We start from the raw sequence: 24,085 nt of genomic DNA, 5'->3' as shown, positions 1-24,085 counted from the left end.
CATGTCCGAGAGGTCCGAGGCGGAAGCGGACGGCCGCCGGCACACGGGGTCGTCGCAGCGACGGAGCGGTGAGCGCAAGCAGCTGCTGCTCCGGCTCGATCCCCGCGTGCACGCGGCCGTCGCGAAGTGGGCGTCCGACGACCTCCGATCGGTGAACGCGCAGATCGAGGTGCTGCTGCGGCAGGCGCTCGCGGACGCGGGTCGGGATCCCGGGGCGGAACCGATGCGCGGCCGAGGCCGGCCCCGCACCGATCAGAGCGGCTGAGCAGTCCGCCGACGCCGGTTCCGCAGCACGAAGAAGGCCCCGATGGCGAGTACGAGCGCCAGCACTCCGAACGGCAGCGTCGCTCGGAATTCCTCCGTGAACGCCGTCGAGACCGCGACCGCGAGCATCAGCACCGCCCCGATGACGGCGCCCACGCGCGACCCGGGCACGCGGTAGGCGAGCTCCTCCCCCGAAGCTGCGATCCGCCGCCGGAAGGCGATATGCGTGACGAAGATCATAAACCAGGTGAACATCGCGCCGAACATCGAGATGGCGAACATCATGGTGAACGCCTCACCCGGGATCAGCACGTAGATGATCGTCGCGACCGCGATGCCGGCCGTCGACAGCAGCAGCGCGTTGAGCGGCGCACCGTTCTGCCGGACCCGCCCGAATGCCCGGGGCGCCTCCCCCGCTCGCGCCAGCGAGAACATCATGCGGGTGGAGATGTAGAGCTGGCTGTTCATCGCCGACAGGGCCGCGATGATCACCACGAAGTTGAGGAGCGAGTCCGCATAGGGGATCCCGACGAGCTGCATCACCGTGACGAACGGGCTCCCGCCCCTGAGGATCTCGGACACCGGCGCGATCGACACGATCAGCGACAGGGTGAGGAAGTAGAAGACCACGAGGCGGAAGATCGTCGCTCTGAAGGCGCGTTTGACGGCCGCCTCCGGCTCCTTCGCTTCGCCGGCCGCGACCGCGATCATCTCGATGCTCAGATAGCTGAAGATCGAGACGATCACGGCGAACCACATGCCGGTCAGGCCGTTCGGCATGAACCCCTCTCCCGCCGTCCAGTTATGCAGCCCGTAGCCGCCGTCGCCCGAGAAGAACACGAGCCAGGCCGCCACGATCACGAAGGCGATGATCGCGAACACCTTGATCGCCGAGAACCAGTACTCGAGCGTGCCGAAGTTCTTCACGTTCATCGCGTTCACGCCGATCAGAGCGGCGGAGAAGAGCACGACCCAGATCCAGGGCGGGACACCGGGGAACCAGAGCTGCATGTACTCGCCGACCGCCGTCACCTCGGTGCCGACCGCGAGCACGATGCAGGCCCAGTACATGTAGCGCACGAGGAACCCCGACAGCGGGTTCAGGTAGTGCTCGGCGTAGGCGCCGAAGGATCCGGAGGTCGGGTGCCTCACGGTCATCTCGGCGAGCACGCCCATGAGCATCAGCGCGATCGCACCGCCGATCATGTAGCTGACGATCACGCTCGGGCCGGCGAACCCGATCGCGAACTTGCTCCCCAGGAAGAGGCCGGTGCCGATGGCCCCGCCCAGCGCGATCATGCTGAGCTGGCGGGCGCTGAGCGTCTTCTGAAGCCCGATCTCGCGGGTCTGGATGTCGCTGAACTCTCGAGTCATGGTGCTGGTCCGTTCGGTCGTGCGTCGTTGCAGGGCTGGATCAGGAGCGGTCGGCGCTCAGGTGACCGCGCCGCGGGTCTGGAACTCGGGCGCCCGCCATACCTCCTCGTCGAGCACCCATCGGAGCGTCTCCACCGCGTCCCACACGTCCAGGAAGCCGACATAGAGCGGAGTGATGCCGAAGCGCAGCACCTCGGGCTCGCGGTAGTCGCCGACGACGCCGTTCGCGATGAGCGCCTGCATGACGGCGTACCCCTCCGGGTGCCGGTAACTCACGTGACTGCCCCGTCGCCCCGGATCCTCCGGGGTGATGAGCGTCAGATCGTGATGCGACAGCCGCTGGTCCACCAGGTGCATGAAGAGGGTCGTGAGCGCGAGGGACTTCTCACGGAGCGCGCAGTCGTCGACGCTCAGCGCAAGATCGACACCGACCTCGGTCATCGCGAGCGAGACGATCGGCTGGGTCCCGGTGAGGAAGCGGTCGATCCCCGGCGCGGGCTCGAACGCGACGGCCATGTCGAACGGTGCGGCATGCCCCCACCAGCCCGAGAGCGGCTGCTCGGCTGTGGCCTGGTGGCGCTCATGCACCCACACGAACGCCGGCGATCCCGGCCCTCCGTTGAGGTACTTGTAGGTGCAGCCGATCGCGAAGTCCGCGTCCGCTTCGCTCACGCGGACGGGCACCGCGCCGACCGAGTGGCAGAGATCCCAGATCACCAGAACACCGGCCTCGTGCGCACGCCGCGTCTCCGCCGCCATGTCCCAGAGCGCCCCCGTGCGGTAGTTCACGTGCGTGAGCAGGAGCACGGCGACATCCGCGCGGAGCGCCTCCGAGAGCGGCAGATCCTCGTCGACGAGGCGCAGCTCGTAGCCGCGGTCCAGCAGCTTCGCGAGCCCCTCGACCATGTAGAGATCCGTCGGGAAGTTCTCGCGCTCCGAGACGATGACACGGCGTTCCGGAGCGGCCCGCTCCTGAATCTTCAGCGCGGCGGCGAGCACCTTGAACAGGTTGATCGAAGTCGTGTCGCTCACGACGCATCCGCCGCGCTCGCCGCCGATCAGGCGTCCGATCTTCGCGCCGATCCGCTTCGGCAGTTCAAACCAGTCGTGCGTGTTCCAGCTCGCGATGAGGTCGTGCCCCCACTCGCGCTCGATGACCGCCGCCGCGCGTTCGAGCGCTCCCTTCGGCCTGGCTCCGAGCGAGTTGCCGTCGAGGTACACGAGTCCCTCCGGGAGGAGGAACTCGTCGCGGAGCCCGGCCAGCGGGTCCTGGGCATCGGCCTCCGCGCAGAACGCGCGGGTGATCGGAGTGCGGTCGGTGTCGGTCATGGGGTCCTCTCGGTCGACCGGGATGGGAAGTTCGGGGGGGGTCAGGGGCGCCGGAGCACGGCGTGCACGGGCGATGCGTCGGCGCCCACCAGGCGCAGCGGGAACGCGATGAGCTCGCCGGGCCCCTCGGGCGCGAGCGCGAGATCCAGTCCTTCGAGCAGTACGATTTCTGCGGCGATGGCCGCCCGGTGAGCCGCGAGCACGTTGTCCTGCAGCGGATCGAAGGAGTCGAGATCGATCCCGAGCAGTCGACCTCCCTGTTCGGCGAACCAGCGCACGAACGCGGGGTCGACGCCCGGGCTCTTCGGCATCCAGTCGTTGCCGGGTACCGCGCGATGCCGAAGCAGCAGGCGTTCGACGGGCGCGGCCGAGACGTCCGCGATCCGCGCGCGGATCGCGGACTCCGGCGCGAATCTGAACGGATCGCTCGAGCGATCGACCAGCTCGGAGACGTCGAGGACCAGGCAGGATCCGATGCAGGCGTCGAGATCGATCGACGCGGCGTCGGGGGCGCCCTCGAGCACGTGGGCGGGTGCATCGATGTGCGCACCGACGTGGCCGGTGCTCGTGATGGTCTGCACGGAGACGGAGTCCCCCGCGGCGATCGACCAGCGCCGCTGCAGGCGGAACGGGGCGTCGCCGGGCCAGACGGCGGTCGCACCGTCGACTGCGGGGCTGAGGTCGATGATCTGCACGGCTTCCCTCCATCGCGAACGTGCGGTTTCGATCTCAGTCTGTCGAGAACGCGGGACTGGCGCCGATAATCCGGAAATCTTCCAGCTTTCGGTAGATCATCCGGATAGGCTTCAGCGTGACCCGCCCATCTGGAGGAGCCCGTGAACACTTTCCCGCTCACCGAGACCGACCGCGCGATCCTCTCCGAGCTCGCCGCGGACGGCCGTCTGCCCTACACCGAACTCGCGGCTCGCGTGGGAATGCCCGTCTCCACCTGCCACGGGCGCGTTCGCGCACTCGAGGCCGCCGGGGTGATCCGCGGATATCGCGCCGACATCGATCCGGAGGTGACCGGGTCCAGCGTCAACGCGCTGATCCTGCTCCGCGTGCTGAGCCACGAGCGCGACGGAATCCCGGTGCTCGCCGAGCAGCTGCGCCGGGTGCCGGGGGTGCAGCAGGTCTACCTGATCGGCGGCGATCGCGACTTCGTGCTCCACGTCGCGTGCGCGAGCGTGCCGGCGCTGCGCGATCTGATCGCGCAGCACATCGGCTCGAATCCCGCGCTCGCCCAGTCCCAGACCCAGATCGTCTTCGACCACTTCCGCGGCCTCAGCCCGGTCTGACCGGCTCAGAGTTCGATGCGGCGCGCCCGTACCCCCTCGGGCAGTTCGGTGTGGGTGATCAGGATCGCGGCGCGCTCGTCCGGCAGCGCCCCGAGCAGGTCGGCGAGCAACGCATCGGCGACCTCCCGATCGACACCCGCGGTCGGCTCGTCGAGGATCACGACCGGGAACTCCGCGAGGATCGCCCGGGCCAGCGCGATACGCTGCGCCTGGCCGCCCGAGACGAGCGCTCCGCGCTCGCCCACCTGCGCACCGAGCCCGCCGCGGGCACGTGCCCAGTCGCCGAGACGCACCCGATCGAGCACGGCCAGCAGCTCGTCGTCGCTCGCGTCGGGCTTCGCGAACTTCAGGTTCTGCCGCAGGTCGGTGTCGAAGAGGTGCGGGGTCTGCTCGCAGAGCCCGACGACGGCCCGCACCTCCGTCTGAGCGAGATCGCGCGCCTCCCGCCCACGGATCGCGTACGAGCCCGAGTAGTCGAGGAATCGCACGAGTGCAGCCGCGAGCGTGCTCTTCCCCGCACCGCTCTCGCCCGACACCACCAGTGTCTCGCCCGGGTGCAGCGCGAAGCTCACTCCGGAGAACGCGGGGCCGGCGGAACCCGGGTGCGCAGCGGAGAGGCCGTGGACCTCGAGCAGCGCGGCGCGCGGATCCTCAGCGGGAGCCGCGGCGCCATCGCCCGCACCGTCGACGGGGATCTCGGCCGGCAGCGGCGTCTCGATCAGCTCGGCGACCCGCTCGGCGCTCGCCAGTGCGGTGCGTCGCGCCACGAACGCCGTCGGCACGAGCGCGAACACCTCGAACACCGCGGCCGGGACCACGACCGCCGCCGCGAACAGCGGAGCGGAGAGCCCCTGCCCGGTCACCGGCGCGAGCAGCAGCAGGATCACGATCGAGGCGATCCCCGAGGCCGCCCCGAGCACGGCCGCGCTGAGCCCGGCGGCCCGGGCCCGGCGCAGCTGCACGCGGGACAGCTCGGCCTCGGCCGCGGAAATCCGTGCCCGCTGCCGGTCCAGTGCGCCGAACGCCGCGAGGGCCTCGGCCGCACGGAAGCGCTCCAGCAGCGTGTCCAGCAGGGCCGCGCGCGCGGCGCCCAGCTCGCGATCGCTCTCGGCCGCGATCCTGGAGGACCAGCGGATCGCGAGCACGCCCGCCCCCGCGAGCGCCAACGCGAGGATCAGGGCGGCGAGCGGCGACACGATCGCGATCGCGAGCAGGGCGAGACCGATGACGATGCTGCTCGTCACGATCGGCTGGCGGACGCGGAGCGGAAGGTCCTGCAGCTGGTCGACATCGTCGACGAAGGCGCCGAGGACTTCGCCCCGCCGTCGGTCCTCGATCGCGCCGGGGATCCTGGGGACGAGGCGCTCGTAGGCGTGCACGCGGAGATCGGAGAGCTGGGTGAGCGCCGCACGGTGGCTGGCGAGCCGCTCCGCGTAGCGGAAGGCGGCTCGACCGATCGCGAGCGCGCGCACGCCCACGATCGCGAAGGTCAGGTGCAGGATCGGGGGCTGCTCCCCCGCGCGCACGATGAGCCACATGCTCAGCGCGAGCAGGCCGACCACGCAGGCGTCCGCGAGCACGCCGAGAACGACCCCGGGCGCGCGCTTCGACCGTTCGGGCAGGGCCAGGGCGATGACTCGTTCGAGCGGAGTCGCCTCTCGCTCGAACGCGACGGAGCGGGTCATTCGGTGTCTCCGATCCGGACCACGCGGTCCGCCGAGGCGAGCAGCGCCGCCCGGTGGCTGATGACGAGCACCGCGCGCCCGGCTTCCGCCTCGGCACGGAGCGCGTCGGCGAGCACGGTCTCGTTCTGCGCATCGAGTGCGGAGCTCGGCTCGTCCAGGACGAGGGCGTGCGCGCCGGCCTCGTCGGCGCGGTAGAGCGCGCGGGCGACGGCGACGCGCTGCGCCTGCCCGCCCGACAGGCCGGAGCCGCCGGCACCCAGCGGGGTCCGGGCGTCGAGATCGCCGAGCCCGACCCGTTCGAGCACGCGCTCCGCGCGCTCGTCGTCGATCCGATCGGCACCGAGCGCGAGGTTCTCGGCGACAGTGCCCTGCAGCAGGTCGGGGCGCTGCCCGCTCCAAGCGATCGCGCCGGAGTGCGCGGCCGAGCCCGTGCTGGGTTCGAGGAACCCGAGGAGGGTCGCGACGAGGCTCGTCTTACCGGCGCCGGACGGCCCCGCGAGCGCCACGACTTCGCCCGGAACGACCTCGAAGCTCACCGGGCCGACGACTGCACGGTCGCCGCGGTGCACCACGACCCCGTCGAAGCGGATCCCCCGGAGTCCGTGACCGAGCTCGGCACGGACGGTGGACGGGGCCCCGCTCGCACCCTTGGACCCAGCCGTTTCATCGCCGCGGGGGCCCGGATCGCTCGGGCCGTCGATGAGCGCGAACACGGCACCGACCGCCGCGAGCCCCTCCGCCGAGGCGTGGTAGGCCGCGCCGACCTGCCGGATGGGCGCGAAGGTCTCGGGCAGCAGGAGCAGCACGAAGAGGCCGAGCCCGAGGGGGAAGCTCCCGCTGACGAGCCGGGTGCCGACGGTCACCGCGACCAGGGCGATCGAGAAGGTGCCCGCGAGATCGAGCACGAAGCCCGAGAGGAAGGTGACCCGCAGAACCTGCATCGTGCGGGAGCGGTAATCGCCGGTCTCGCGCGCGATGCGCTCGCTCTGCCGCGATTCGCGGCGGAAGATCTTGAGCGTGGGCAAGCCCTCGACCGCGTCGAGGAACGATCGCGAGAGCCGGTTCAGCTGCGACCACTGGCGGTCCTGCACCCGCTGCGTCGCGAGCCCGATGAGGATCATGAAGATCGGGATCACCGGGAACACGATGAGCACGGTGATCCCGCTCACCGGGTCGGCGAGCAGCACCGTGAGCACGAGGATCGGCGTCGCGCACGCCGCGAGGATCAGCTGGGGCAGGTAGCCCGAGAAGTAGCCGTCCAGCGCGTCGAGGCCGCGTCCGAGCGACACGGCGCGCTCCGCCTCGGAGCGGCCGTCCGTCGCCAGAGGCGAGCGGGCATCGAGCGCGTCGAGCGCCGCAGTACGCAGCTGGGACTTCGCGAGCACCGCGCCGCGCGCCGCGAGGCGATCCATCGCGAAGCCCGCGCCGGTGCGCACGACCAGTGCGGCTCCGGCCGCGAGCAGCAGCGAAGGCAGATCGGCGACGGAGGACGAGCCCTCGGCGACGCGGCCGCCCGCCGCGCTCGCGGCTCCGCCCGGGATCCCGAGAGCGGGCAGCGCGACCGCGGTGATCGCCTGGGCCAGGAACCAGCACCAGGCGACCACCGCGAGCGTACGGACCACGCCGAGGACCGCTCCGATCGCCAGCACGCTGCGGGCGGCCCGAGCCGTCCGCAGCAGCCGGGGATCGAGTGGTTTCATCTCGGATCAGCCTAGTGGGCGGCTGCCGGGATGTGCGTCCGAGAGATGCGCTTGCGGAAGACCCAGTAGGTCCAGCCCTGGTAGGCCAGCACCAGCGGCATCGTGAACACCGCGACCCAGGTCATGAGCTCGAGCGTCTTCTGCGAGCTCGCCGCGTCCGCGATCGACATGGACAGGGCGGGATCGGTGCTCGAGATCATCACGTTCGGGAAGAGCGCGGCGAAGATCGTGAGCAGTGCGAACGCGATCGTGACCGCGTTGCCGGCGAAGGCGATGCCCTCGCGGCCCCGGAGGTTCGCGATCAGGCCCACGATGAACGCGACCGCTGCCACCGCGGCAAGCGCGGCGATCAGCACGACGTTCGGGTTCGCCCCGTGCATCAGCACGGTCCAGACGAGGAACGCCGCTGCCGCGACCAGGGTCACGATCCCGACCTTCGTCGCCAGCCCGCGTGCCCGGGTGCGCACATCGCCCTCGGTCTTGAGCGCGATGAACACGAGCCCGTGGGTGAAGCAGAGCAGCGTCAGCGTGACCCCGCCGAGCAGGCCGTAGGGGTTCAGCAGCGTGAGCAGCGAGCCGGTGTAGATCCACCCGCCCGTCGAGAGCTCCTCGATGGGCAGCCCCTGCACCAGGTTCGCGAACGCGGTGCCCCAGAGCAGCGGCGGAAGGAGCGAGCCCCAGAAGATGAACTGGTCGAACCAGCGGGTCCACTCCCGGCCCTTGCCCTGGTGGCGGTACTCGAACGAGACACCGCGCAGGATCAGCGCCACGAGGATCAGCAGCAGCGCCAGGTAGAAGCCCGAGAACATCGTCGAGTACCACTCGGGGAATGCCGCGAAGAGGCAGGCGCCGGCGACGATGAGCCAGGTCTCGTTGAGGTCCCAGACGGGGCCGATCGTGTTGATGAGGACGCGGCGGTCGGTATCGTCCTTGCCGAGGAACGGCAGGGCCATGCCGACGCCGAAGTCGAAGCCGTCGAGCACGAAGTACCCGATGAGCATGACGCCGACGATGAGAAACCAGATGGTGGTGAGTTCCATGATCGTGATCTCCTAATAGACCGTCTGCAGCGTCGACGCGTCGGCATCCGCGTCGTCGTCGCCGTCCGCGGACAGGTCGGGGGTGCCGACCTTCGCGGCCTTCGTGATGAGCTTGAACTCGACGACCGCGAGCGAGCCGTAGACCAGTGTGAACACGATGAGCGAGACCAGCACCGCCCAGCCGGGAACTCCCGGCGAAACGCCCGACGAGGTGGTCATCACCCCGAACACGAGCCAGGGCTGGCGACCCATCTCGGTGAAGATCCAGCCGACGAGCGATGCCACCATGGGGATCGGCGCCGTCCAGATGGCGACCCGCCACGCCCACGCGGGAACTTCGCGATTCTTGCGCGTCAGCCAGAGGCCCGCGATCGAGACGAGCGTCGCGAGGCCGCCGAGGCCGATCATCCAGCGGAAGGCCCAGTAGGTCACCCAGACGATCGGCACGAAGGAGCCGTCGGTCGGGCAGGTGAGCAGCGTCGAGTCCGCTCCGCAGAACTGCTGCGTGTACTGCGCCTGCAGGTCGCGGATGCCCTCGACGCTGCCGGTGAAGTTGCCGTTCGACAGGAAGGACAGCAGGTACGGGATGCGGATCGAGAAGATCTCGTGCGCCCCGTCCGGCGTGCCCCAGCTGAAGATCGAGAACGAGGCGTCCGCGCCGGAGCCCGTGTTGTAGAAGGCTTCCGCGGCCGCCATCTTCATCGGCTGGGTCTGCGTCATCACCATGCCGAGCGAATGCCCGGTCAGACCGACGCCCGCGAAGGCGAGGATGTTCGCCCAGAGGCCGAATCGCAGGCCCGTGCGCATGTCGTCGACGAACTGATTGCGCTTGAGGTGCCATGCGGCGACGGCGACCATGACGCAGGCGGCGAACATGATCGACGCGAAGATCGTGTGCGGGAACTGGTGGGTGGCCACCGGGTTCAGCAGCACGGCTCCGATGTCGGTGAGCTCGGCACGGCCCTTCTCGGCGTTGATCTCGAATCCGACGGGGTTCTGCATGAACGCGTTGGCGGCGAGGATGAAGTAGGCCGAGAGCATCGTCGCGATCGACGTGAGCCAGATGGAGGCGAGGTGCAGCCCCTTGGGCAGCTTGTCCCAGCCGAAGATCCAGAGACCGATGAAGGTGGCCTCCAGGAAGAAGGCGATGAGGCCCTCCATGGCGAGGGGCGCGCCGAAGATATCGCCGACGAAGCGGGAGTAGTTCGACCAGTTCATACCGAACTGGAACTCCTGCACGATGCCGGTGACGACGCCCATTGCGAAGTTGATGAGGAAGATCTTGCCGAACAGCTTGGTCAGGCGGAGGTATTTGGCCTTGCCCGTCCGGTACCAGCAGGTCTGCAGGATCGCAACGAGGAACGCAAGGCCGATAGTGAGCGGAACGAAGAGGAAGTGATACAGCGTGGTCAGCCCGAATTGCCATCGGGCCAGCGTGAGCGCATCGAGGAAGTCGTTCATATGACACTCCAGGGTGCGGGCGCGCACTCACTATGGAGCGCACTCCCATAGTGAGTTCCGGCTGGGGATGGTGATTCCCCGCAGAGCTACCGAACGGTGTCCGGTCACTGTCCATTTTCCGCTTCCTGGGGGTTCACTGCAAATACATCTTGACGTCGAACAACACCTGGATCAGGGATTTCTTCACGTCGAGCGACATGTCACCCGGCACCCCCGTCTCTGCCTAGGATGGACTGGTGACTGATCCCGCCATTCCCGATTCCCGGCCGAGACTCGCAGCCCGGGCCGAGGACTGGGTGCACTCCCGCCGAGAGAAGCGGGCGAAGGCCCGCGGCAAGCTGCCCGCGGTGATCCCCTACATCGGCTACGGATCGACCGAGTGGGTGCGCGTGCTCGGGCGCGTGCTCTACTTGAAGCCCGCGGCGCACGAGCAGAGCCGCTTCCGGTCGGACGTGGCCGAGGTCTCGCGTGTGCGCGGCTGGCGCACCTTCACGAGCCTGCACGTGCCGCACCAGCGGGTGCAGGTGCTCATCGACGGCGAACCGCACGCGCAGGTCGAGGCGGATCGCGGCGGCGTGGTCGACGCGAACGTGCGCGCGGCGCTGTCGCCGGGCTGGCACACCGTCGGACTCCGCATCGCCGACGAGGAGCTCGCCGAGGCGCCCGTCTACATCGTCGACCCCGCGGCCCGCTTCGGCGTCCTCTCGGACGTCGACGACACGATCCTCATCACCGCCCTGCCGAAGCCGCTCGTCGCGGCGTGGAACAGCTTCGTGCTCGACGAGCATGCCCGGTCGGCGACGCCCGGCATGGCCGTGATGCTCGACCACCTGATGGCGGCCCACCCCGGCTCCCCGGTCATCTACCTCTCCACCGGCGCGTGGAACGCGGCACCCGCGCTCAGCCGCTTCATGGCGCGCAACCTCTACCCCATGGGGCCGCTACTGCTCACCGACTGGGGCCCGACCCACGATCGCTGGTTCCGCAGCGGCAAGGAGCACAAGCGCCGCGAGCTCCGCCGCCTCGCACGCGAGTTCCCCGAGGTGAAGTGGGTGCTGTTCGGCGACGACGGTCAGCACGACGAGGCGCTCTACCACGAGTTCGCGACCGCGCACCCCGAGAACGTCGCCGCCGTCGCGATCCGTCAGCTCTCGGTCGGCGAGGCCGTGCTGGCGGGCGGCCGTTCGAAGGCCCGCCTGCACCGCAGCGTGAGCGGAGTGCCCTGGATCTACGGACCCGACGGCGCCACGCTGCGCGAGGAGCTGCGCAAGCTGGGACTGCTGTGAGCGCCGGCGCCGCGGGCTTCTCGGGATCCGAGCCGCCGCAGACGCGGCAGTGGCGGCGGGCCTCGCGCAACCTCACCGGACGCTTCACCGTCAACGAACGCGCGCCGCTGCTCCAGGTCGTCAAAGCGACGGTCGCCGCGATCCTGACCTGGTTCGTCTGCCTGCTGATCTTCCCCGAGCAGCTGCCGATCTTCGGCGCGATCGCAGCACTGCTCTGCGTGCAGGAGAGCGTCGACGCCTCGCTCACCCGAGGGATCGAGCGCGTCGTCGGCGTACTGCTCGGCGTCTCGGTCGCGATCGGCGCGGGCAGCATCTTCGGCGCCCAGTCCTGGCTCTTCATCCTCGCCTTCGTCGTCGCCATGGCGGTCGGCTGGCTGCTCCGCATGAGCAACAGCTCCATGAACCAGATCGCAATCTCGGCGCTCCTCATGATCGCGCTCGGCGGGCTGCACCTCGGCTACGGCGTCGAGCGCCTCGTCGAGACCGCGATCGGCGCGGCGATCGGTGTCATCGTCAACGCGGCGATCGTCGCACCCGTGCGCACCACCTCGGTGCGGGCGAGCATCAGCGAGCTGACCCTCGATGCGGCCGCGGCTCTCCGGCGACTGGCCGATGCGCTCGCCGAGCCCCGCGACGAGGCCTGGCTGGACGACATGCTCACCCGGGCCCGCGCCCTGCAGCAGAAGCGCTCCGACGTGCACGCCCTGCTGCGGCGGGCTCGCGAGAGCCTCCGCCTGAACCCGCGCGGCCCCCGGCACCGCGAGGCCCTCGCAGCCGACGACGCGCTGTTCGAGCGGCTGCAGCCGATCGTCACGCAGGTCATCGGCATGTCGCGCGCGGTCTACGACCTCTACGATCCCGAACTCGTCGAGGATCCCTCGGTCGCCGGCATGGTCGAGGAGATGCGTCGGGCGGCGCACGACCTCGAGCTGCTCGCCCACCCGGCCGCCGAGGGCGGTCCGACGGGCGACGACGCTGAGGCCGAGCCGCTCGCGCTCACCCAGCCCTACACGATTCCGCGTCCGCACCCCGTCCACTGGGTACTCATCGGATCGCTGATGGAGGATCTGCGCCGCGTGCGCGGCCGCATCACCGGAGAGCTTCCGTAGCCGCCCGCCGACCGCCTAGTCTGAATGCATGGGTGCATGGGGCGTGAAGGCGTTGCAGAGCGATGAGGGCCTCGAGCTCCTCTCTGCGATCGAGGGGCTGGCCGCGGGGCGGAGCAGCGTCACGGCGGACGAGCTCGTCGCCGCGGCCCGGAGCGAGGGATTCCTCGGCGACGATCCGGGTGACGACGAGTACCTGTTCGACGTCACCGCGCTCGCGCTCTCCGAGGTCCTGACCGGCGACACCGACCAGCTCGCGGATCCGCCGCTCGGAGGCATCGCGTTCGAGGCGACCACCGAGGGCACGCGGGCCCTGCTCGCCTGGCTGCATCGGATTCGGGATTCCGACGAGGAGGATCGGGAGTACCTCGAGCTCTGGGAGGGCGACCCGGAGCAGGCCGCGCACCTCGAGATGACCATCGCGGCGCTCGAAGCCCTGAGTCCGGGAGCGACTCCGCCGTCCCCCTGACGGACGCGAACAGGGTCGGCCCCCATTCGGGGGCCGACCCTGTTCATCGCTCAGGCGGTCCGGGCGATGCCCCGGCCCGCTGCGCGCTCAGTCCTGGACCAGCGCGGCCTGGACGTCGATGTTGATGGTGACGTCGGAGCCGAGCAGCAGGCCGCCCTTCTCGAGCGGCGCGTTCCAGGTCAGGCCGAAGTCCTCGCGCTTGACCACGGTGGTGGCGGTGAAGCCGGCCTTGTAGTTGCCGTACGCGTCCTCACCGAAGCCGCCGAACTCGAAGTTGAAGGTGACGGGCTTGGTCACGCCGCGCATGGTCAGCTCGCCGTCGACGAGGAAGTCGCCGCCGTCCTCGCGAGCGCCGGTCGAGACGAAGCTCAGCTCGGGGTACTCCTCGGCGAGGAAGAAGTCGCCGGTGCGCAGGTGCCCGTCGCGGTCCGCCTGGTTGGTGTTGACCGAGGCGACCTCGGCGGTCGCGGAGACGGTCGAGTCGAGCGGGTTCTCGCCGGTCTGGAAGGTCGCGTCGAACTTCTCGAACTTGCCCTTGACCTTGCTGATGGCGAGGTGGCGGATCGAGAAGCCGACCTCCGAGTGGGTCGGGTCGATCTTCCAGGTGCCGGTGCGGTAGCCGGGGATCTGATCTGCGGTGATGGTCATGGCGTGCGCCCTCCAACGATTGATGGTTCAAGTACGAGGATCATTCTCTCACGATCCATTCAGTTGAATGCAACTGTCGCGATGAATATTCCCCGAACTCACGGTTTCTTCTCGAAACCGCTCGTCGGAGCCCCGCGATCAGCGCGGGCGGCGCTTCGCGCTCGCGCGCGCCTGCTCGACCGTGCGATCCCCCTCGGCGGCCGCCGCGGTCGGCTCGAACGATCCGTACCGCCGCTCCGCGGCACGGGCGATCAGGAAATCGCTGATCGCCGGGTTCTTCGGCAGCAACGAGCCGTGCAGGTAGCTGCCGATCACGTTGCCGGTTCGCGCGCCCTCCACGCCGTCGCTCGGGTTGTTCCCCGCCCCCTGGATCACCCGCCCGAACGGCACCGATCCGGGGCCGAGCGTCGTGACACCGCTGTGGTTCTCGTACCCGATGATCTCTCCGAACTCGTCGCTCTCGAGCACGATGTTGCCGATCATCCGCGTGTCGTCGCCGCGCGTCTCGACGTCGAGCACCCCGATCCCGACGAGCTCCTCGCCCGTGTAGGTGACGAAGCGGTGGCCGAAGAGCTGGTAGAGCCCGCAGATCATGAGCATCGGAGTACCGTCCTCCGCGAGCTCTCGGATCCGGTCCCGCTTGTCGACGAGGTCGATCGCGACGCGCCCCTGGCCCGAGTCCTGCCCGCCGCCGCCGACCATGATGTCGATCCGTTCGGGCAGCGGATCGCCGGGATTGATCTCGACGATGCGCGGCTCGAACCCCTGCAGGCGTGCACGCCGGGCCAGCGAGAGCACGTTGCCGCGATCCCCGTAGATGTTCATGTCCCTCGGATAGAGGGAGACGATGACGAGCTCGCGCGGAGCCGTCCGATCCTGCTGATCGTCGTTCACCAGATCTCCTCCACATCGGTCAGGGTGGCCAGCTCCTTGCGCAGCGCGAGCATCGCCGTGTAGGTGGAGAAGATGCGTCGCGGGCGCCCGGGGGTGCGCTCCCGGAAGCCGGCAAGCGCCGCCGCGAGGTCCTCCTGCACCGTGCCGACCGCGACCTCGTCGTGCTCGAGCCGCAGCGCCATGTCCCAGGCGCGCGCGCCCGAGACGGTGTCGACGCCCTCGGACGCCAGCGAGGCGAAGTCCACGTCCCACAGCCACGACATGTCGCGTCCGTCCGCGTACTGGTCGTTGATCGCGATCATGGTGCCGACGCCCTCGGGAGCGAAGGAGGCGAGCGCGAGGCGGAATCCGGCGGGGTTCTTCACCAGCACCAGTTCGAGCGGCTGCCCGTCGAGCACCAGCTGCTCGCCGCGGCCGAACGCCGGACGCACCTCCGAGAGCGCCGAGAGCAGCGCTTCGGGGTCCGCATCGCCGAGCACCATCCGCACGGTCGCGAGCGCGGCCGCCGCGTTGAAGGTGTTGTAGAGGCCCTCGAGCTTGAGCGTCGTCGCCCGGTCCTCGCCGTCGAAGCGGAACACCGCGGAGTGATCGCCGACCTCGACGAGGGTCACATCGGCGGATCCCGCGTCGGGTGCGTCGATCCCGAGGGCGTCGTCCGCGGGCGAGCCGGCGTGGAAATCGTCGTCGCTCGGGAACATCGCACGGAGCTTCGGGGAGAGCCCGAACTCGCGCACGGCGACTCCCCTGCCGGAATCGGCGACGCGCGCGCCCACCGCGGCGAGCAGCGGATCCTCGCGGTTCACCACCACCCCGTCGGTGGTGGCGTCGGCGATCCGCTGCAGCAGTTTCGCCGTCGCATCGATCTCACCGAAGCGGTCGAGCTGATCGCGCAGCACGTTGAGCAGCAGCGTGTGCCGCGGCTTCACCTTCGCGATGAAGTGCATGGCATGGGCCTCGTCGAGCTCGAGCACCGCGATGTCCGCTGCGAGGCGCCCGCCGATCGAGCTCTCCTGAACCGCCGCCGCGACGACGCCGCGCGAGAAGTTCGAACCGGTGCGGTTCGTGAACACCCGCAGGCCCTGGGCCTCCAGGATCTCGACGATCATCTTCGTGGTCGTCGTCTTGCCGTTGGTGCCGCTCACCGCGACCACGCCGTGCGGCAGACGGCCGAGCACGCGGGCGAGGTACCCGGGATCGAGCTTTTCGACGACGAGACCGGGGAGCGCGGAGCCTCCGCCGCGCAGCCGGGCGACCTGACGGACCGACTTGCCGATCACGGTCGAGAGGAAGTCACGCATGCACACCAGCGTACTGGGCGCACGCCTGCGCAACGGCCCGGCGCGTGGCGGGCGCCGGGATCAGGTCTGGCAGCCGGGGCACCAGTAGAGCTTACGGTTGGCCATCTCCTCCAGCGCGATGTTCGTGCCGCAGCGCTTGCAAGGGGTCCCCTCGAGCTTGTAGACCCAGTGCCGCTCATCGCGCTCGGTCAGCGCGCGCTGGTAGGCCTCGCCCTCGAGCCCGTCGATGGTGATCATCTGCCCGACGGTGATGCCGATCTCGAGCAGGTGCGCCCAGTCGTCCCACAGCGCCTCGAGCACCGTACGGTCGAGCGAATTCGCCGGGGTGTGCGGATCGAGCTCCGCACGGAACAGCATCTCGGCCCGATAGACGTTGCCGATCCCCGCGACGACCGACTGGTCCATGAGCACGAGACCGATCGGGGTCTTCTTCTTCGCGGCTCGCTCGACGAAGCGGTCGCGCTCGCGAGGCGTATTCGCGTTCGCAGGATCTGGCCCGAGGCGCTGGATCACCGCGTCGGCCTCGGCCGGAGTGAGCACTTCGCACGCCGTCGGGCCGCGCAGGTCGGCACACACGAGATCGTTGAGCAACCGCACGCGCACCTGGCCGACGGGCTCGGGCGGGAAGATCGCTGACGCCTCGGTCTCGCGATCGTGCTCGGCCATGCGGACCCGTGTGCGCCGCGGAGCGCCGATCGAAGTCACCGAGTCCTCGCCGTCGCGGTCGACGGGAGCCCGGCCGTCAGGACGGGAGTACTCCCCCGTCTGCCCCAGCTTGGAGTGCCCGGGCGTGACGCCGTGGATCTGGATGCTCGGATCGACGCGTACCGCGCCGGCGAAGTCCCAGGCCCCGTAGATGCCGAGGTGGACCCGCAGCCAGTGCGGGTCCCCGTCGGGAGCGCCGGCGAACTCCAGGAACATCTGCTTGCCGACGGCGCGGGCATCGATCATCTCGCGACCGTCGATGATCGCCGCGCCCGGCGCGAAACGGCCCTGCGGGCTCGAGACCGCCACCGGACCGCCCACGAAGTTCGCGGCGAACTGACGGGCGATCCGGTGTACGGAGTGTCCTTCGGGCATATCGCTTAGATCGCGTCGACCTGCTTGCCGGCGATGAGGCCGGTGCGCTCGTATTCGCCGAGCTGGCCGATACGGCGCACGTGGCGCTCGTCGCCGGGGAACGGAGTCGCGATGAACAGGTCGATGAAGCGGATCGCATCCTCCACCGGGTGCTGCCGTGCACCGATGGAGATCACGTTCGCGTTGTTGTGCTCGCGCGCGAGGCTCGCGGTCGACTCGTTCCAGACGAGCGCGGCGCGAATCCCCTCGACCTTGTTGGCGGCCATCTGCTCGCCGTTGCCCGAACCGCCGAACACCACGCCCAGCGCCTCGACGCCGTCGTGCTGATCGCGGGCGACGCCGACGGCGGCGTTGATGCAGAACGAGGGGTAGTCGTCGAGCGCGTCGTACTCGGCGGGACCGTGATCGATCACCTCGTGCCCCTGTTCGCGCAGGTGCTGCTGCAGCTGCTGACTGAATTCGAGTCCGGCGTGGTCGGTCGCAACGTGAATACGCATGACTGCGATCCTATCGGCAGCCCGAGGGGCCGAATTCAGAACTGCGGGCCGGCGGTGCGGCCCCGTTTGAGTTCATAGAAGCCCGGCACGCTCGCGGCCGCGTAGATGCCGTCCCACAGCCGGAGCGCCGCGTCGCCCGTGGGCGCCGGGGTCACGACCGGACCGAAGAAGGCGACGCCGTCGATCGAGATGATCGGGACGCCCACGTCGGGGCCCGCGATCTCGAGCGCGTGCGCGGTGTTCGCGCGCAGCTGCGCGTCCGAGGTCTCGAGGTCGGTCTCGGCGGCGATGCGCTGCGCGGCCTCGCCCACGATGCCGACTTCTTCGAGCGACTCGGCGACGATCGCCTCGACGTCCTCGCGCTCGCCCGGATGCACCCGGGTGCCGATCGCCGTGTAGAGCGGACCGACGACGGATTCACCGACCTCGCGGCGGGCCGCCTCGACCACGCGGCCGAAGCGATGGCCGCGCACGTGGTGCTCGTGGTGCGAGTCGTCGGGGTTGTTCTCGTTGATGATGCGCAGGCTGATCGGGTGCCAGGCGATGTCGAAGCCGCGCACGCTCGCGACCTCGCTGGCCCAGCGGCTCGTCATCCAGCACCAGGGGCAGATCGGATCGAACCAGAACTCGACGGACGTCGGTGTGTTTCCCATGTGACGATCCTAAGCTGGAGATCTGACATTTCGACGAAGGGGGCGGGGCGCCTGTTCCAGTGGATCACCGATGCCATTCAGGCGTTCGCGATGGCGACCGTCGAGTCCCCCTGGATCCTGCTCGTGGTCCTCATGCTCTGCATCGTGGACGCGGCGTTCCCGCCGGTCCCCAGCGAATCCGTCGTGATCGCGGTGGCCACCGTCGTCGCGAAGGACCACCCCGAGGCGCTGCTCTGGCTCGGTGCGATCGCGGCCGTAGGCGCGTTCACGGGCGACCAGATCGTCTTCCGCATCGGGCGCAGGCTCGGTGATCGCCGACCGAAGTGGCTTTCGGGCCGCCGCGTCTCGAGGGCGCTCGATTGGGCGACGCACGCGATCGACCGCAGCGGCCCCATCCTCATCATGACCGGTCGCTTCGTGCCCGTCGGGCGCACTGCCGTCAACCTCGCGGCGGGCACCACCGGCTACCCGGTCCGCAAGTTCACGATCGCCGCGGCGTTCGCCGCGGTCTTCTGGTCCGCGTACTCCATCGCTATCGGCGCCGTCTTCGGGCACGTGTTCGGCAACCATCCGCTGCTCGCCCTGGTGCTCGGCATCGCCACCGCGTTCGTCATCGGTCTGCTCGTCGAGGTGGTCACCAGCCGTATCAGCGGGCGCAGGCGCGACGCGAAGGCCGCCTCGGCGGCCGCACTGACCGATGCGGGCGATGCCGGTCCCACCGCAGGATCCGGAACCCCGGACTCAGCTCGGGATCGGGAAGAGGGCGTCGATCTGCTCTGACTGCTCGGCGCTCGGACGGAACGCCGAGCCGGCCGCCGCGTTCTGCTGCACCTGTTCGATCCGGGTCGCGCCCGCGATCACGCTCGCGATCGGCCGATGCTGCAGCAGCCACCCGAAGGTCGCCTCGAGCATGGAGACACCCCACGCGTCGCAGAGATCCCGGTAGGCGTCGAGCGCGTCCCAGTCCGCCTGCTCGGCCACGTGCGGGCGCTGGCGCATGATCCGCGAATCTGCTGGGAAGTGGTCGCGCGTGAACTTGCCCGTGAGCAACCCGTTGGCGAGCGGGAAGAAGGGCAGCAGGCCGAGCCCGTTGCGCAGCGCGGCGGGAGTGACCTCCCGGTCGGTCTCCCGATTCACGAGGCTCAGCTCGTTCTGCGCCGAGACGAAGGCCGTGCCGCCGAGCTCGGTCGCGACGCGGGCCGCCTCGTCGATCTGCTCGGCCGAGAAGTTCGAGTGTCCGATCGCACGCACCTTGCCCTCGCGCACGAGCTCGTCGAGCGCCGCCAGCGTCTCGCCGATCGGCGTCTCCGTGTCGGGCCAGTGCATCTGGTACAGATCGATCCGGTCGGTGCGGAGACGTGAGAGGGATCCCTCGACCGAGGCCCGGATGAACTCGCGCGAGCCGCGTGCTCCGGCGTACGGCGCGCCGGAATCCGGGTATCCGAACTTGGTCGCGAGCACGATCCCGTCGCGTCGCTCGCCCAGCACGCGGCCCATCATCTCCTCGCTCCGCCCGAACGAGTACCCGTACAGGTCGGCGGTGTCGAAGAAGGTGATCCCCGCATCGAGCGCGGCCCCGATCACGCGGTCGGTTCCGGCCTGATCCTCGGTGGCCGAGCCCGGCCGGCCGAAGTTGTTGCAGCCGAGTCCGACCGCCGAGACGAGCAGGTCCGATGTTCCGAGCGCACGCGTATCCGTCATGTCCTCAGCGTAGCCCTCGGATCGGGCGTCGCCCACGCGGTCAGCAACCTCACCGAAACCGGACAGGCGGAGCACGGCGGGATGTCGGTGGGTGGGAATAGTCTTGAGTCGATCCGCGGCCCGCACCATCGGCGCCGCGACCCCGTATTCCATCGCACAGAACCACTGCAGCAGAAGGAGCATCGTGCCCGGAGAGAACCTCACCCGCGCAGAGGCGCAGGAGCGCGCCGCCATCGTCACGTCCCGCAGCTACGCCGTCTCGCTCGACCTCGCGACCGGCCCCGAGCTGTTCCGCGCCGAGACCGTGGCGCGCTTCGACGCGACGGAGGGCGCTGCGACGTTCATCGATCTCATCGCCGAGCGCGTGCTGAGCATCGATCTCAACGGACGCGCCATCGACCCCGCTGCCGCCTTCGCCGACTCGCGGGTGCAACTCGACGGCCTCGCGGCCGAGAACGTGCTCACCATCGTCTCCGAGCAGCGCTACACCAACACGGGCGAGGGCCTGCACCGCTTCGTGGATCCCGCCGACGGCGAGGCCTATCTCTACACGCAGTTCGAGGTGCCCGATTCGCGGCGCGTGTTCGCGGTGTTCGAGCAGCCCGATCTGAAGGCGACGTTCCAGTTCACCGTCACCGCGCCCTCGCGCTGGAAGATGGTCAGCAACCAGCCGACGCCCGAGCCCGCCGCAGCCGGCGAACGCGACGGGGAGGCGCTGTCGACCTGGGCGTTCGAGCCGACGCCGGTCATGTCGAGCTACATCACCGCGCTCATCGCCGGTCCGTACCGCGAAGTCCGCTCCGAGCTGACCAGCCGCGACGGCCGCACGATCCCCCTCGGTGTGTTCTGCCGGGAGTCCCTGGCACCGCACCTCGATGCCGACTACGTCTTCGACAAGACGCGCCAGGGCTTCGCCTTCTTCGAGGAGCAGTTCGACTACGCCTACCCGTTCGACAAGTACGATCAGCTCTTCGTCCCCGAGTTCAACGCGGGCGCGATGGAGAACGCGGGCGCCGTGACCTTCACCGAGGCCTACGTGTTCCGCAGCCAGGTCACCGACGCCATGCGCGAGCGCCGGGTCGTCACGATCCTGCACGAGCTCGCCCACATGTGGTTCGGCGACCTGGTCACGATGCGCTGGTGGAACGATCTCTGGCTCAACGAGTCCTTCGCCGAGTACATGTCGACGCTCGCGACCGCCGAGGCGACCGAGTGGAGCGACTGCTGGACCACCTTCGTCGCATCCGAGAAGTCCTGGGCCTACCGTCAGGATCAGCTCCCCTCGACGCACCCCATCGTCGCTCCCATCCGCGATCTGCAGGACGTGCTGGTCAATTTCGACGGCATCACGTACGCCAAGGGCGCGTCCGTGCTCAAGCAGCTCGTCGCCTGGGTCGGACGCGAACCCTTCATGCAGGGCGTGCACGACTACTTCGTGAAGCACCACCACGGCAACACCGAACTCCCCGACCTCCTCGGCGAGCTCGAAGCCCGCTCCGGCCGCGATCTCACCGAGTGGTCGAAACTGTGGCTCGAGACCGCGGGCGTGAACACGCTGCGTCCCGAGTTCGAGCTCGACCCCGACGGCCGCTACACCCGGTTCGCCGTCCGCCAGACCGCGGTCGACGCGTATCCGACCTTGCGCCCGCACCGCATCGCGGTCGGCCTGTACGAGACCACGGGCGCGGGCGACCGCGCCGTGGTGCGGCGGGTGCGGCGCATCGAGATCGATATCGATGGCCCGCTGACCGAGGTACCCGAACTCGTGGGCGTCGTGCAGCCGGATCTGCTGCTGCTCAACGATGACGATCTGAGCTACGCGAAGATCCGCCTCGACGACCGTTCCCTCGCGACCGTCACGGAGCATCTGGGCGGAGTCGAGGACTCCCTGGCGCGGGCGCTGCTCTGGGGCAGCCTCTGGGACGCGACCCGCGACGCCGAGTTCCCCGCATCCCGCTTCGTCGATCTGGTGCTCGCGCACATCGGCTCCGAAGACGCGTCGACGACGCTCCGCACGCTGCTGAACCAGCTGCTCCTGGCATCCGAGAGCTACGTGTCCCCCGCCCGGCGCACCGCGACCCTGGAGCGCGTCGCCGATGCGCTGTGGCAGCTGGCAGCCGACGCGGACCCCGCTTCCGACCGGCAGTTCCAGTTCGTCCGAGCCTTCGCGCAGCTCGCCGCGAGCCCCGACCAGCTCGACATCGTCCTCGCGCTGCTCGAGGGCACCGCTCCGCTCGAGGGGCTCGACATCGACACCGATCTCGGCTGGGAGCTGCTCATCGCCCTGGCCGCGGGCGGCCGCGCGACCCGCGAGGAGATCGAGGCCGCACTGGCCGACGACCGGACCGCCACCGGCGAGCAGTCCGCGGCGCACGCGCGAGCGGCTCTCCCCACCCACGACGACAAGGCGGCCGCCTGGGCCTCGGTCTTCGAAGCGAGCACGGCGTCCAACCTCATCGTGCGCGCCACGGCGATCGGGTTCACCCGTGCTGCCGACCTCGCCCTGCTCGAGCCGTTCGTCACCCGGTACTTCGAATCGATCTCCGGCATCTGGGCCTCTCGCAGCCACGCGATCGCCGAGGAACTCGTCGAGGGCTTCTTCCCATCGCCGCTCGCCGACGAGCGCCTGCGCACGGCGACCGCGGCCTGGCTCGACGCCAACCCCGAAGCTCCGGCAGCCCTGCGCCGCCTCGTCTCCGAGCACCTGTCGGGTGTCGAGCGGGCGCTCTCGGCGCAGACCGCCGACGCGGAGGTGTAGATGCTGCAGACGGCCGAGAACACCGCGGGCGCGGCGATCCAGGATTTCCTGAAGACCTACCACGTGCCGCTCAGCATCGTGCTGATCGTCATCCTCGCGATCCTCGCGAACTGGATCCTGCGCAAGCTGCTCATGCGCGCGGTCAATCAGATCGTCCGCGGGGTCAAGAAGGCCCAGGACGTCGACACGACCTCGGAGATCCAGGCCGCGCCGTACGTGAACGCGCGGGCCGTGCAGCGCACGCGCACGCTCGGCACCGTCGGCCGCGTGGTCATCACCTGGGTGATCGTGCTGATCGCCCTGGTGCTGATCCTCGGGCAGCTGTCGGTGAACCTCACCGCGATCCTGGCCTCCGCCGGCGTCATCGCAGCCGGCCTCGCCTTCGGTGCGCAGAACATCGTGAAGGACGTGCTCAACGGCATCTTCATGGTGTTCGAGGACCAGCTCGGCATCGGCGACGTGGTCACCATCGGCACGGTCAACGGCACCGTCGAGGACGTCGGGATCCGGGTGACCCGGGTCCGCGCCATGGACGGCACGCTCTGGTTCGTGCGCAACGGAGAGATCCTGACCCTCGGCAACGCTTCGCAGGGCTGGGGTCGGGCGCTCATCGACGTGACCGTCGCCGCCGACCAGGACCTCAGCCACGTCTCCGAGGTGACGCTCGAAGCCGCCCGCGCGCTGCTCCACTCCGAGAAGTTCGCCCGCAAGGTCACCGGCGAGCCCGAGATCCTCGGCCTCGAGAGCGTCTTCGGCGACCGCGCCACACTGCGCCTCGCGGTGCGCACGCGGCCGGAGGCCCAGTGGGAGGTCCAGCGCGGCATCCGCGCCGAGATCCGCCGTCGCTTCGCCGCCGAGGGCATCCAGCTCTCCGACCAGCTCCCCAACCCTCCCGGAGGCGCCAAATGAGCGAACAACCGAGCCTTGCCGGGCAGACCGAACCGCCGACACCGCGGCTCACCCTGCGCTCCGCGGAGCAGGGCGCGGCGGTCACCGATACGGTCTGGGGCCAGATCGGCGGGAGCGAGACCTTCGAGCGCATCGTTCGCACCTTCTACCGTGGGGTGCGAGAGGATCCGGTACTCGCGCCCATGTATCCGCAGGACGACTGGGACGGTGCCATCCGCAGACTCCAGCTCTTCCTTGAGCAGTACTGGGGCGGCCCGACCACCTACTCCGAAGAGCGCGGGCACCCGCGCCTGCGCATGCGGCACGCGCCGTTCCCCGTCACACCCGAAGCGCGCGACCGGTGGCTCGCGCACATGAACGCGGCGCTCGACGAGGCCGCACTCCCTCCGCTGCACGACGCCGCGCTGCGCGACTACGTCGAGCGGGCCGCGTTCGCGATGGTCAACCGCTTCGAGTAACCGATCGGAAGTCACGTTTCGATCTCGTCTTTTGCGGTCCGCGCCGGTCGGAGGTAGCGTGGCACCCGTCTGGACACGCTCAACGGCGAGAGTGGCCAGACCCCTTCTCGGCCATCCGGGCTCGCGATCCGTTTCCCCGTGATCGGAAACCGCTATTCTGCGTGTCCGCCGTCCCGC

The 24,085-nt window shown here is 69.6% G+C and carries 23 protein-coding genes; 9 read left to right on the top strand and 14 right to left on the bottom strand.

Annotation, left to right across the window (positions count from 1 at the left end):
* The first annotated feature begins 1 nt into the window (after position 1).
* A complete protein-coding gene (locus BMH31_RS11385) occupies positions 2-265 on the top strand; it encodes a hypothetical protein (RefSeq protein ID WP_206746920.1) in 264 nt (87 codons plus the stop codon).
* Here BMH31_RS11385 and BMH31_RS11380 read toward each other — a convergent pair.
* From BMH31_RS11380 to BMH31_RS11370, 3 genes are read right to left on the bottom strand one after another with little or no spacing between them, the layout of a single operon-like run.
* Complete coding sequence (locus tag BMH31_RS11380) at positions 253-1,638, bottom strand: amino acid permease (protein WP_099725132.1); 1,386 nt, start codon at positions 1,636-1,638, stop codon at positions 253-255. The genes BMH31_RS11385 and BMH31_RS11380 overlap by 13 nt on opposite strands.
* 57 nt (positions 1,639-1,695) lie before the next feature.
* Positions 1,696-2,967, bottom strand: coding sequence for a kynureninase (gene kynU / locus BMH31_RS11375; protein ID WP_099725133.1), 1,272 nt, complete (start codon positions 2,965-2,967; stop codon positions 1,696-1,698).
* 41 nt (positions 2,968-3,008) lie between these two features.
* The gene (locus tag BMH31_RS11370; RefSeq protein ID WP_158234971.1) at positions 3,009-3,662 is read right to left on the bottom strand and encodes a cyclase family protein; all 654 of its coding nucleotides are present in this window, start codon (positions 3,660-3,662) and stop codon (positions 3,009-3,011) included.
* A 141-nt stretch (positions 3,663-3,803) separates the two neighbouring features.
* On the opposite strand from BMH31_RS11370, the gene BMH31_RS11365 reads away from it, so the two are divergent.
* A complete protein-coding gene (locus BMH31_RS11365) occupies positions 3,804-4,265 on the top strand; it encodes an Lrp/AsnC family transcriptional regulator (RefSeq protein ID WP_099725135.1) in 462 nt (153 codons plus the stop codon).
* A 5-nt stretch (positions 4,266-4,270) separates the two neighbouring features.
* Here BMH31_RS11365 and cydC read toward each other — a convergent pair whose 3' ends face one another.
* The 4 genes from cydC to BMH31_RS11345 are packed head-to-tail and all read right to left on the bottom strand — an operon-like array spanning position 4,271 to position 10,151.
* On the bottom strand, positions 4,271-5,950 hold the full coding sequence (cydC, locus tag BMH31_RS11360) for a thiol reductant ABC exporter subunit CydC (RefSeq protein ID WP_099725136.1): 1,680 nt from the start codon (positions 5,948-5,950) through the stop codon (positions 4,271-4,273).
* Positions 5,947-7,650 (bottom strand): thiol reductant ABC exporter subunit CydD, encoded by a 1,704-nt coding sequence (gene cydD, locus BMH31_RS11355; RefSeq protein ID WP_099725137.1) that lies wholly within the window; start codon positions 7,648-7,650, stop codon positions 5,947-5,949. The genes cydC and cydD overlap by 4 nt, the downstream gene beginning before the upstream one ends.
* Before the next feature lie 11 nt (positions 7,651-7,661).
* Positions 7,662-8,690: a cytochrome d ubiquinol oxidase subunit II gene (cydB, locus tag BMH31_RS11350; RefSeq protein WP_099725138.1), complete on the bottom strand. Its 1,029-nt coding sequence runs from the start codon at positions 8,688-8,690 to the stop codon at positions 7,662-7,664.
* Positions 8,691-8,702: 12 nt separating this feature from the next.
* On the bottom strand, positions 8,703-10,151 hold the full coding sequence (locus BMH31_RS11345) for a cytochrome ubiquinol oxidase subunit I (protein WP_099725139.1): 1,449 nt from the start codon (positions 10,149-10,151) through the stop codon (positions 8,703-8,705).
* Between the two features lie 236 nt (positions 10,152-10,387).
* Between BMH31_RS11345 and BMH31_RS11340 the strand changes: the two genes are divergently transcribed.
* Genes BMH31_RS11340 through BMH31_RS11330 form a run of 3 tightly spaced genes read left to right on the top strand, consistent with a single transcriptional unit; the run spans position 10,388 to position 13,012 of the window.
* Positions 10,388-11,437 carry a phosphatase domain-containing protein gene (locus BMH31_RS11340; RefSeq protein WP_099725140.1) on the top strand — a complete coding sequence of 350 codons (1,050 nt, stop codon included), beginning with the start codon at positions 10,388-10,390 and terminating at the stop codon, positions 11,435-11,437.
* Positions 11,434-12,546 (top strand): FUSC family protein, encoded by a 1,113-nt coding sequence (locus BMH31_RS11335; RefSeq protein WP_099725141.1) that lies wholly within the window; start codon positions 11,434-11,436, stop codon positions 12,544-12,546. Before BMH31_RS11340 ends, BMH31_RS11335 begins: the two co-directional genes overlap by 4 nt.
* A gap of 28 nt (positions 12,547-12,574) precedes the next feature.
* Positions 12,575-13,012 (top strand): hypothetical protein, encoded by a 438-nt coding sequence (locus tag BMH31_RS11330; protein ID WP_099725142.1) that lies wholly within the window; start codon positions 12,575-12,577, stop codon positions 13,010-13,012.
* Between the two features lie 87 nt (positions 13,013-13,099).
* On the opposite strand, the gene BMH31_RS11325 is transcribed toward BMH31_RS11330, so the two are convergent.
* The 6 genes from BMH31_RS11325 to BMH31_RS11300 form a co-directional block, all read right to left on the bottom strand.
* Positions 13,100-13,660 (bottom strand): YceI family protein, encoded by a 561-nt coding sequence (locus tag BMH31_RS11325; RefSeq protein ID WP_099725143.1) that lies wholly within the window; start codon positions 13,658-13,660, stop codon positions 13,100-13,102.
* A gap of 138 nt (positions 13,661-13,798) precedes the next feature.
* Positions 13,799-14,554, bottom strand: a complete 756-nt coding sequence (locus BMH31_RS11320) for a glutamine amidotransferase (protein WP_256382381.1) — start codon at positions 14,552-14,554, stop codon at positions 13,799-13,801.
* Complete coding sequence (locus BMH31_RS11315) at positions 14,551-15,852, bottom strand: Mur ligase family protein (protein WP_099725144.1); 1,302 nt, start codon at positions 15,850-15,852, stop codon at positions 14,551-14,553. The genes BMH31_RS11320 and BMH31_RS11315 overlap by 4 nt, the downstream gene beginning before the upstream one ends.
* A 60-nt stretch (positions 15,853-15,912) precedes the next feature.
* Complete coding sequence (locus BMH31_RS11310; RefSeq protein ID WP_099725145.1) at positions 15,913-16,932, bottom strand: DNA-formamidopyrimidine glycosylase family protein; 1,020 nt, start codon at positions 16,930-16,932, stop codon at positions 15,913-15,915.
* A 5-nt stretch (positions 16,933-16,937) separates the two neighbouring features.
* The gene (locus BMH31_RS11305; RefSeq protein WP_099725146.1) at positions 16,938-17,429 is read right to left on the bottom strand and encodes a ribose-5-phosphate isomerase; all 492 of its coding nucleotides are present in this window, start codon (positions 17,427-17,429) and stop codon (positions 16,938-16,940) included.
* Between the two features lie 35 nt (positions 17,430-17,464).
* Positions 17,465-18,082, bottom strand: a complete 618-nt coding sequence (locus BMH31_RS11300; RefSeq protein WP_099725147.1) for a DsbA family protein — start codon at positions 18,080-18,082, stop codon at positions 17,465-17,467.
* A 90-nt stretch (positions 18,083-18,172) separates the two neighbouring features.
* Between BMH31_RS11300 and BMH31_RS11295 the strand changes: the two genes are divergently transcribed.
* On the top strand, positions 18,173-18,862 hold the full coding sequence (locus BMH31_RS11295) for a DedA family protein (protein ID WP_099725148.1): 690 nt from the start codon (positions 18,173-18,175) through the stop codon (positions 18,860-18,862).
* Here the strand turns inward: BMH31_RS11295 and BMH31_RS11290 are convergent.
* The gene (locus BMH31_RS11290) at positions 18,824-19,783 is read right to left on the bottom strand and encodes an aldo/keto reductase (protein ID WP_099725340.1); all 960 of its coding nucleotides are present in this window, start codon (positions 19,781-19,783) and stop codon (positions 18,824-18,826) included. The genes BMH31_RS11295 and BMH31_RS11290 overlap by 39 nt on opposite strands.
* Before the next feature lie 184 nt (positions 19,784-19,967).
* Here BMH31_RS11290 and pepN point away from each other — a divergent pair, with 184 nt between their 5' ends.
* The 3 genes from pepN to BMH31_RS11275 are packed head-to-tail and all read left to right on the top strand — an operon-like array spanning position 19,968 to position 23,908.
* Positions 19,968-22,541: an aminopeptidase N gene (gene pepN / locus BMH31_RS11285; RefSeq protein WP_099725149.1), complete on the top strand. Its 2,574-nt coding sequence runs from the start codon at positions 19,968-19,970 to the stop codon at positions 22,539-22,541.
* Positions 22,542-23,450, top strand: coding sequence for a mechanosensitive ion channel family protein (locus tag BMH31_RS11280; protein ID WP_099725150.1), 909 nt, complete (start codon positions 22,542-22,544; stop codon positions 23,448-23,450).
* Positions 23,447-23,908 (top strand): globin, encoded by a 462-nt coding sequence (locus BMH31_RS11275; RefSeq protein ID WP_099725151.1) that lies wholly within the window; start codon positions 23,447-23,449, stop codon positions 23,906-23,908. Before BMH31_RS11280 ends, BMH31_RS11275 begins: the two co-directional genes overlap by 4 nt.
* The last annotated feature ends 177 nt before the right edge of the window (positions 23,909-24,085 follow it).

Source organism: Leucobacter sp. OLIS6 (assembly GCF_002752355.1).
In the GTDB taxonomy this organism is placed as follows: Bacteria; Actinomycetota; Actinomycetes; order Actinomycetales; family Microbacteriaceae; genus Leucobacter.
Note: the sequence above shows the minus strand (reverse complement) of the source record. Positions and strands in the feature narration are given on the sequence as shown.

Coding starts and splice junctions, on each gene's coding strand:
- BMH31_RS11290 (WP_099725340.1), bottom strand. CDS start 19,783: ATGACGGATACGCGTGCGCTCGGAACATCGGACCTGCTCGTCTCGGCG.
- cydB (WP_099725138.1), bottom strand. CDS start 8,690: ATGGAACTCACCACCATCTGGTTTCTCATCGTCGGCGTCATGCTCATC.
- BMH31_RS11295 (WP_099725148.1), top strand. CDS start 18,173: ATGGCGACCGTCGAGTCCCCCTGGATCCTGCTCGTGGTCCTCATGCTC.
- BMH31_RS11380 (WP_099725132.1), bottom strand. CDS start 1,638: ATGACTCGAGAGTTCAGCGACATCCAGACCCGCGAGATCGGGCTTCAG.
- BMH31_RS11345 (WP_099725139.1), bottom strand. CDS start 10,151: ATGAACGACTTCCTCGATGCGCTCACGCTGGCCCGATGGCAATTCGGG.
- BMH31_RS11315 (WP_099725144.1), bottom strand. CDS start 15,852: ATGCGTGACTTCCTCTCGACCGTGATCGGCAAGTCGGTCCGTCAGGTC.
- BMH31_RS11280 (WP_099725150.1), top strand. CDS start 22,542: ATGCTGCAGACGGCCGAGAACACCGCGGGCGCGGCGATCCAGGATTTC.
- BMH31_RS11275 (WP_099725151.1), top strand. CDS start 23,447: ATGAGCGAACAACCGAGCCTTGCCGGGCAGACCGAACCGCCGACACCG.
- cydD (WP_099725137.1), bottom strand. CDS start 7,650: ATGAAACCACTCGATCCCCGGCTGCTGCGGACGGCTCGGGCCGCCCGC.
- BMH31_RS11325 (WP_099725143.1), bottom strand. CDS start 13,660: ATGACCATCACCGCAGATCAGATCCCCGGCTACCGCACCGGCACCTGG.
- kynU (WP_099725133.1), bottom strand. CDS start 2,967: ATGACCGACACCGACCGCACTCCGATCACCCGCGCGTTCTGCGCGGAG.
- BMH31_RS11385 (WP_206746920.1), top strand. CDS start 2: ATGTCCGAGAGGTCCGAGGCGGAAGCGGACGGCCGCCGGCACACGGGG.
- BMH31_RS11305 (WP_099725146.1), bottom strand. CDS start 17,429: ATGCGTATTCACGTTGCGACCGACCACGCCGGACTCGAATTCAGTCAG.
- cydC (WP_099725136.1), bottom strand. CDS start 5,950: ATGACCCGCTCCGTCGCGTTCGAGCGAGAGGCGACTCCGCTCGAACGA.
- BMH31_RS11310 (WP_099725145.1), bottom strand. CDS start 16,932: ATGCCCGAAGGACACTCCGTACACCGGATCGCCCGTCAGTTCGCCGCG.
- BMH31_RS11330 (WP_099725142.1), top strand. CDS start 12,575: ATGGGTGCATGGGGCGTGAAGGCGTTGCAGAGCGATGAGGGCCTCGAG.
- BMH31_RS11300 (WP_099725147.1), bottom strand. CDS start 18,082: ATGGGAAACACACCGACGTCCGTCGAGTTCTGGTTCGATCCGATCTGC.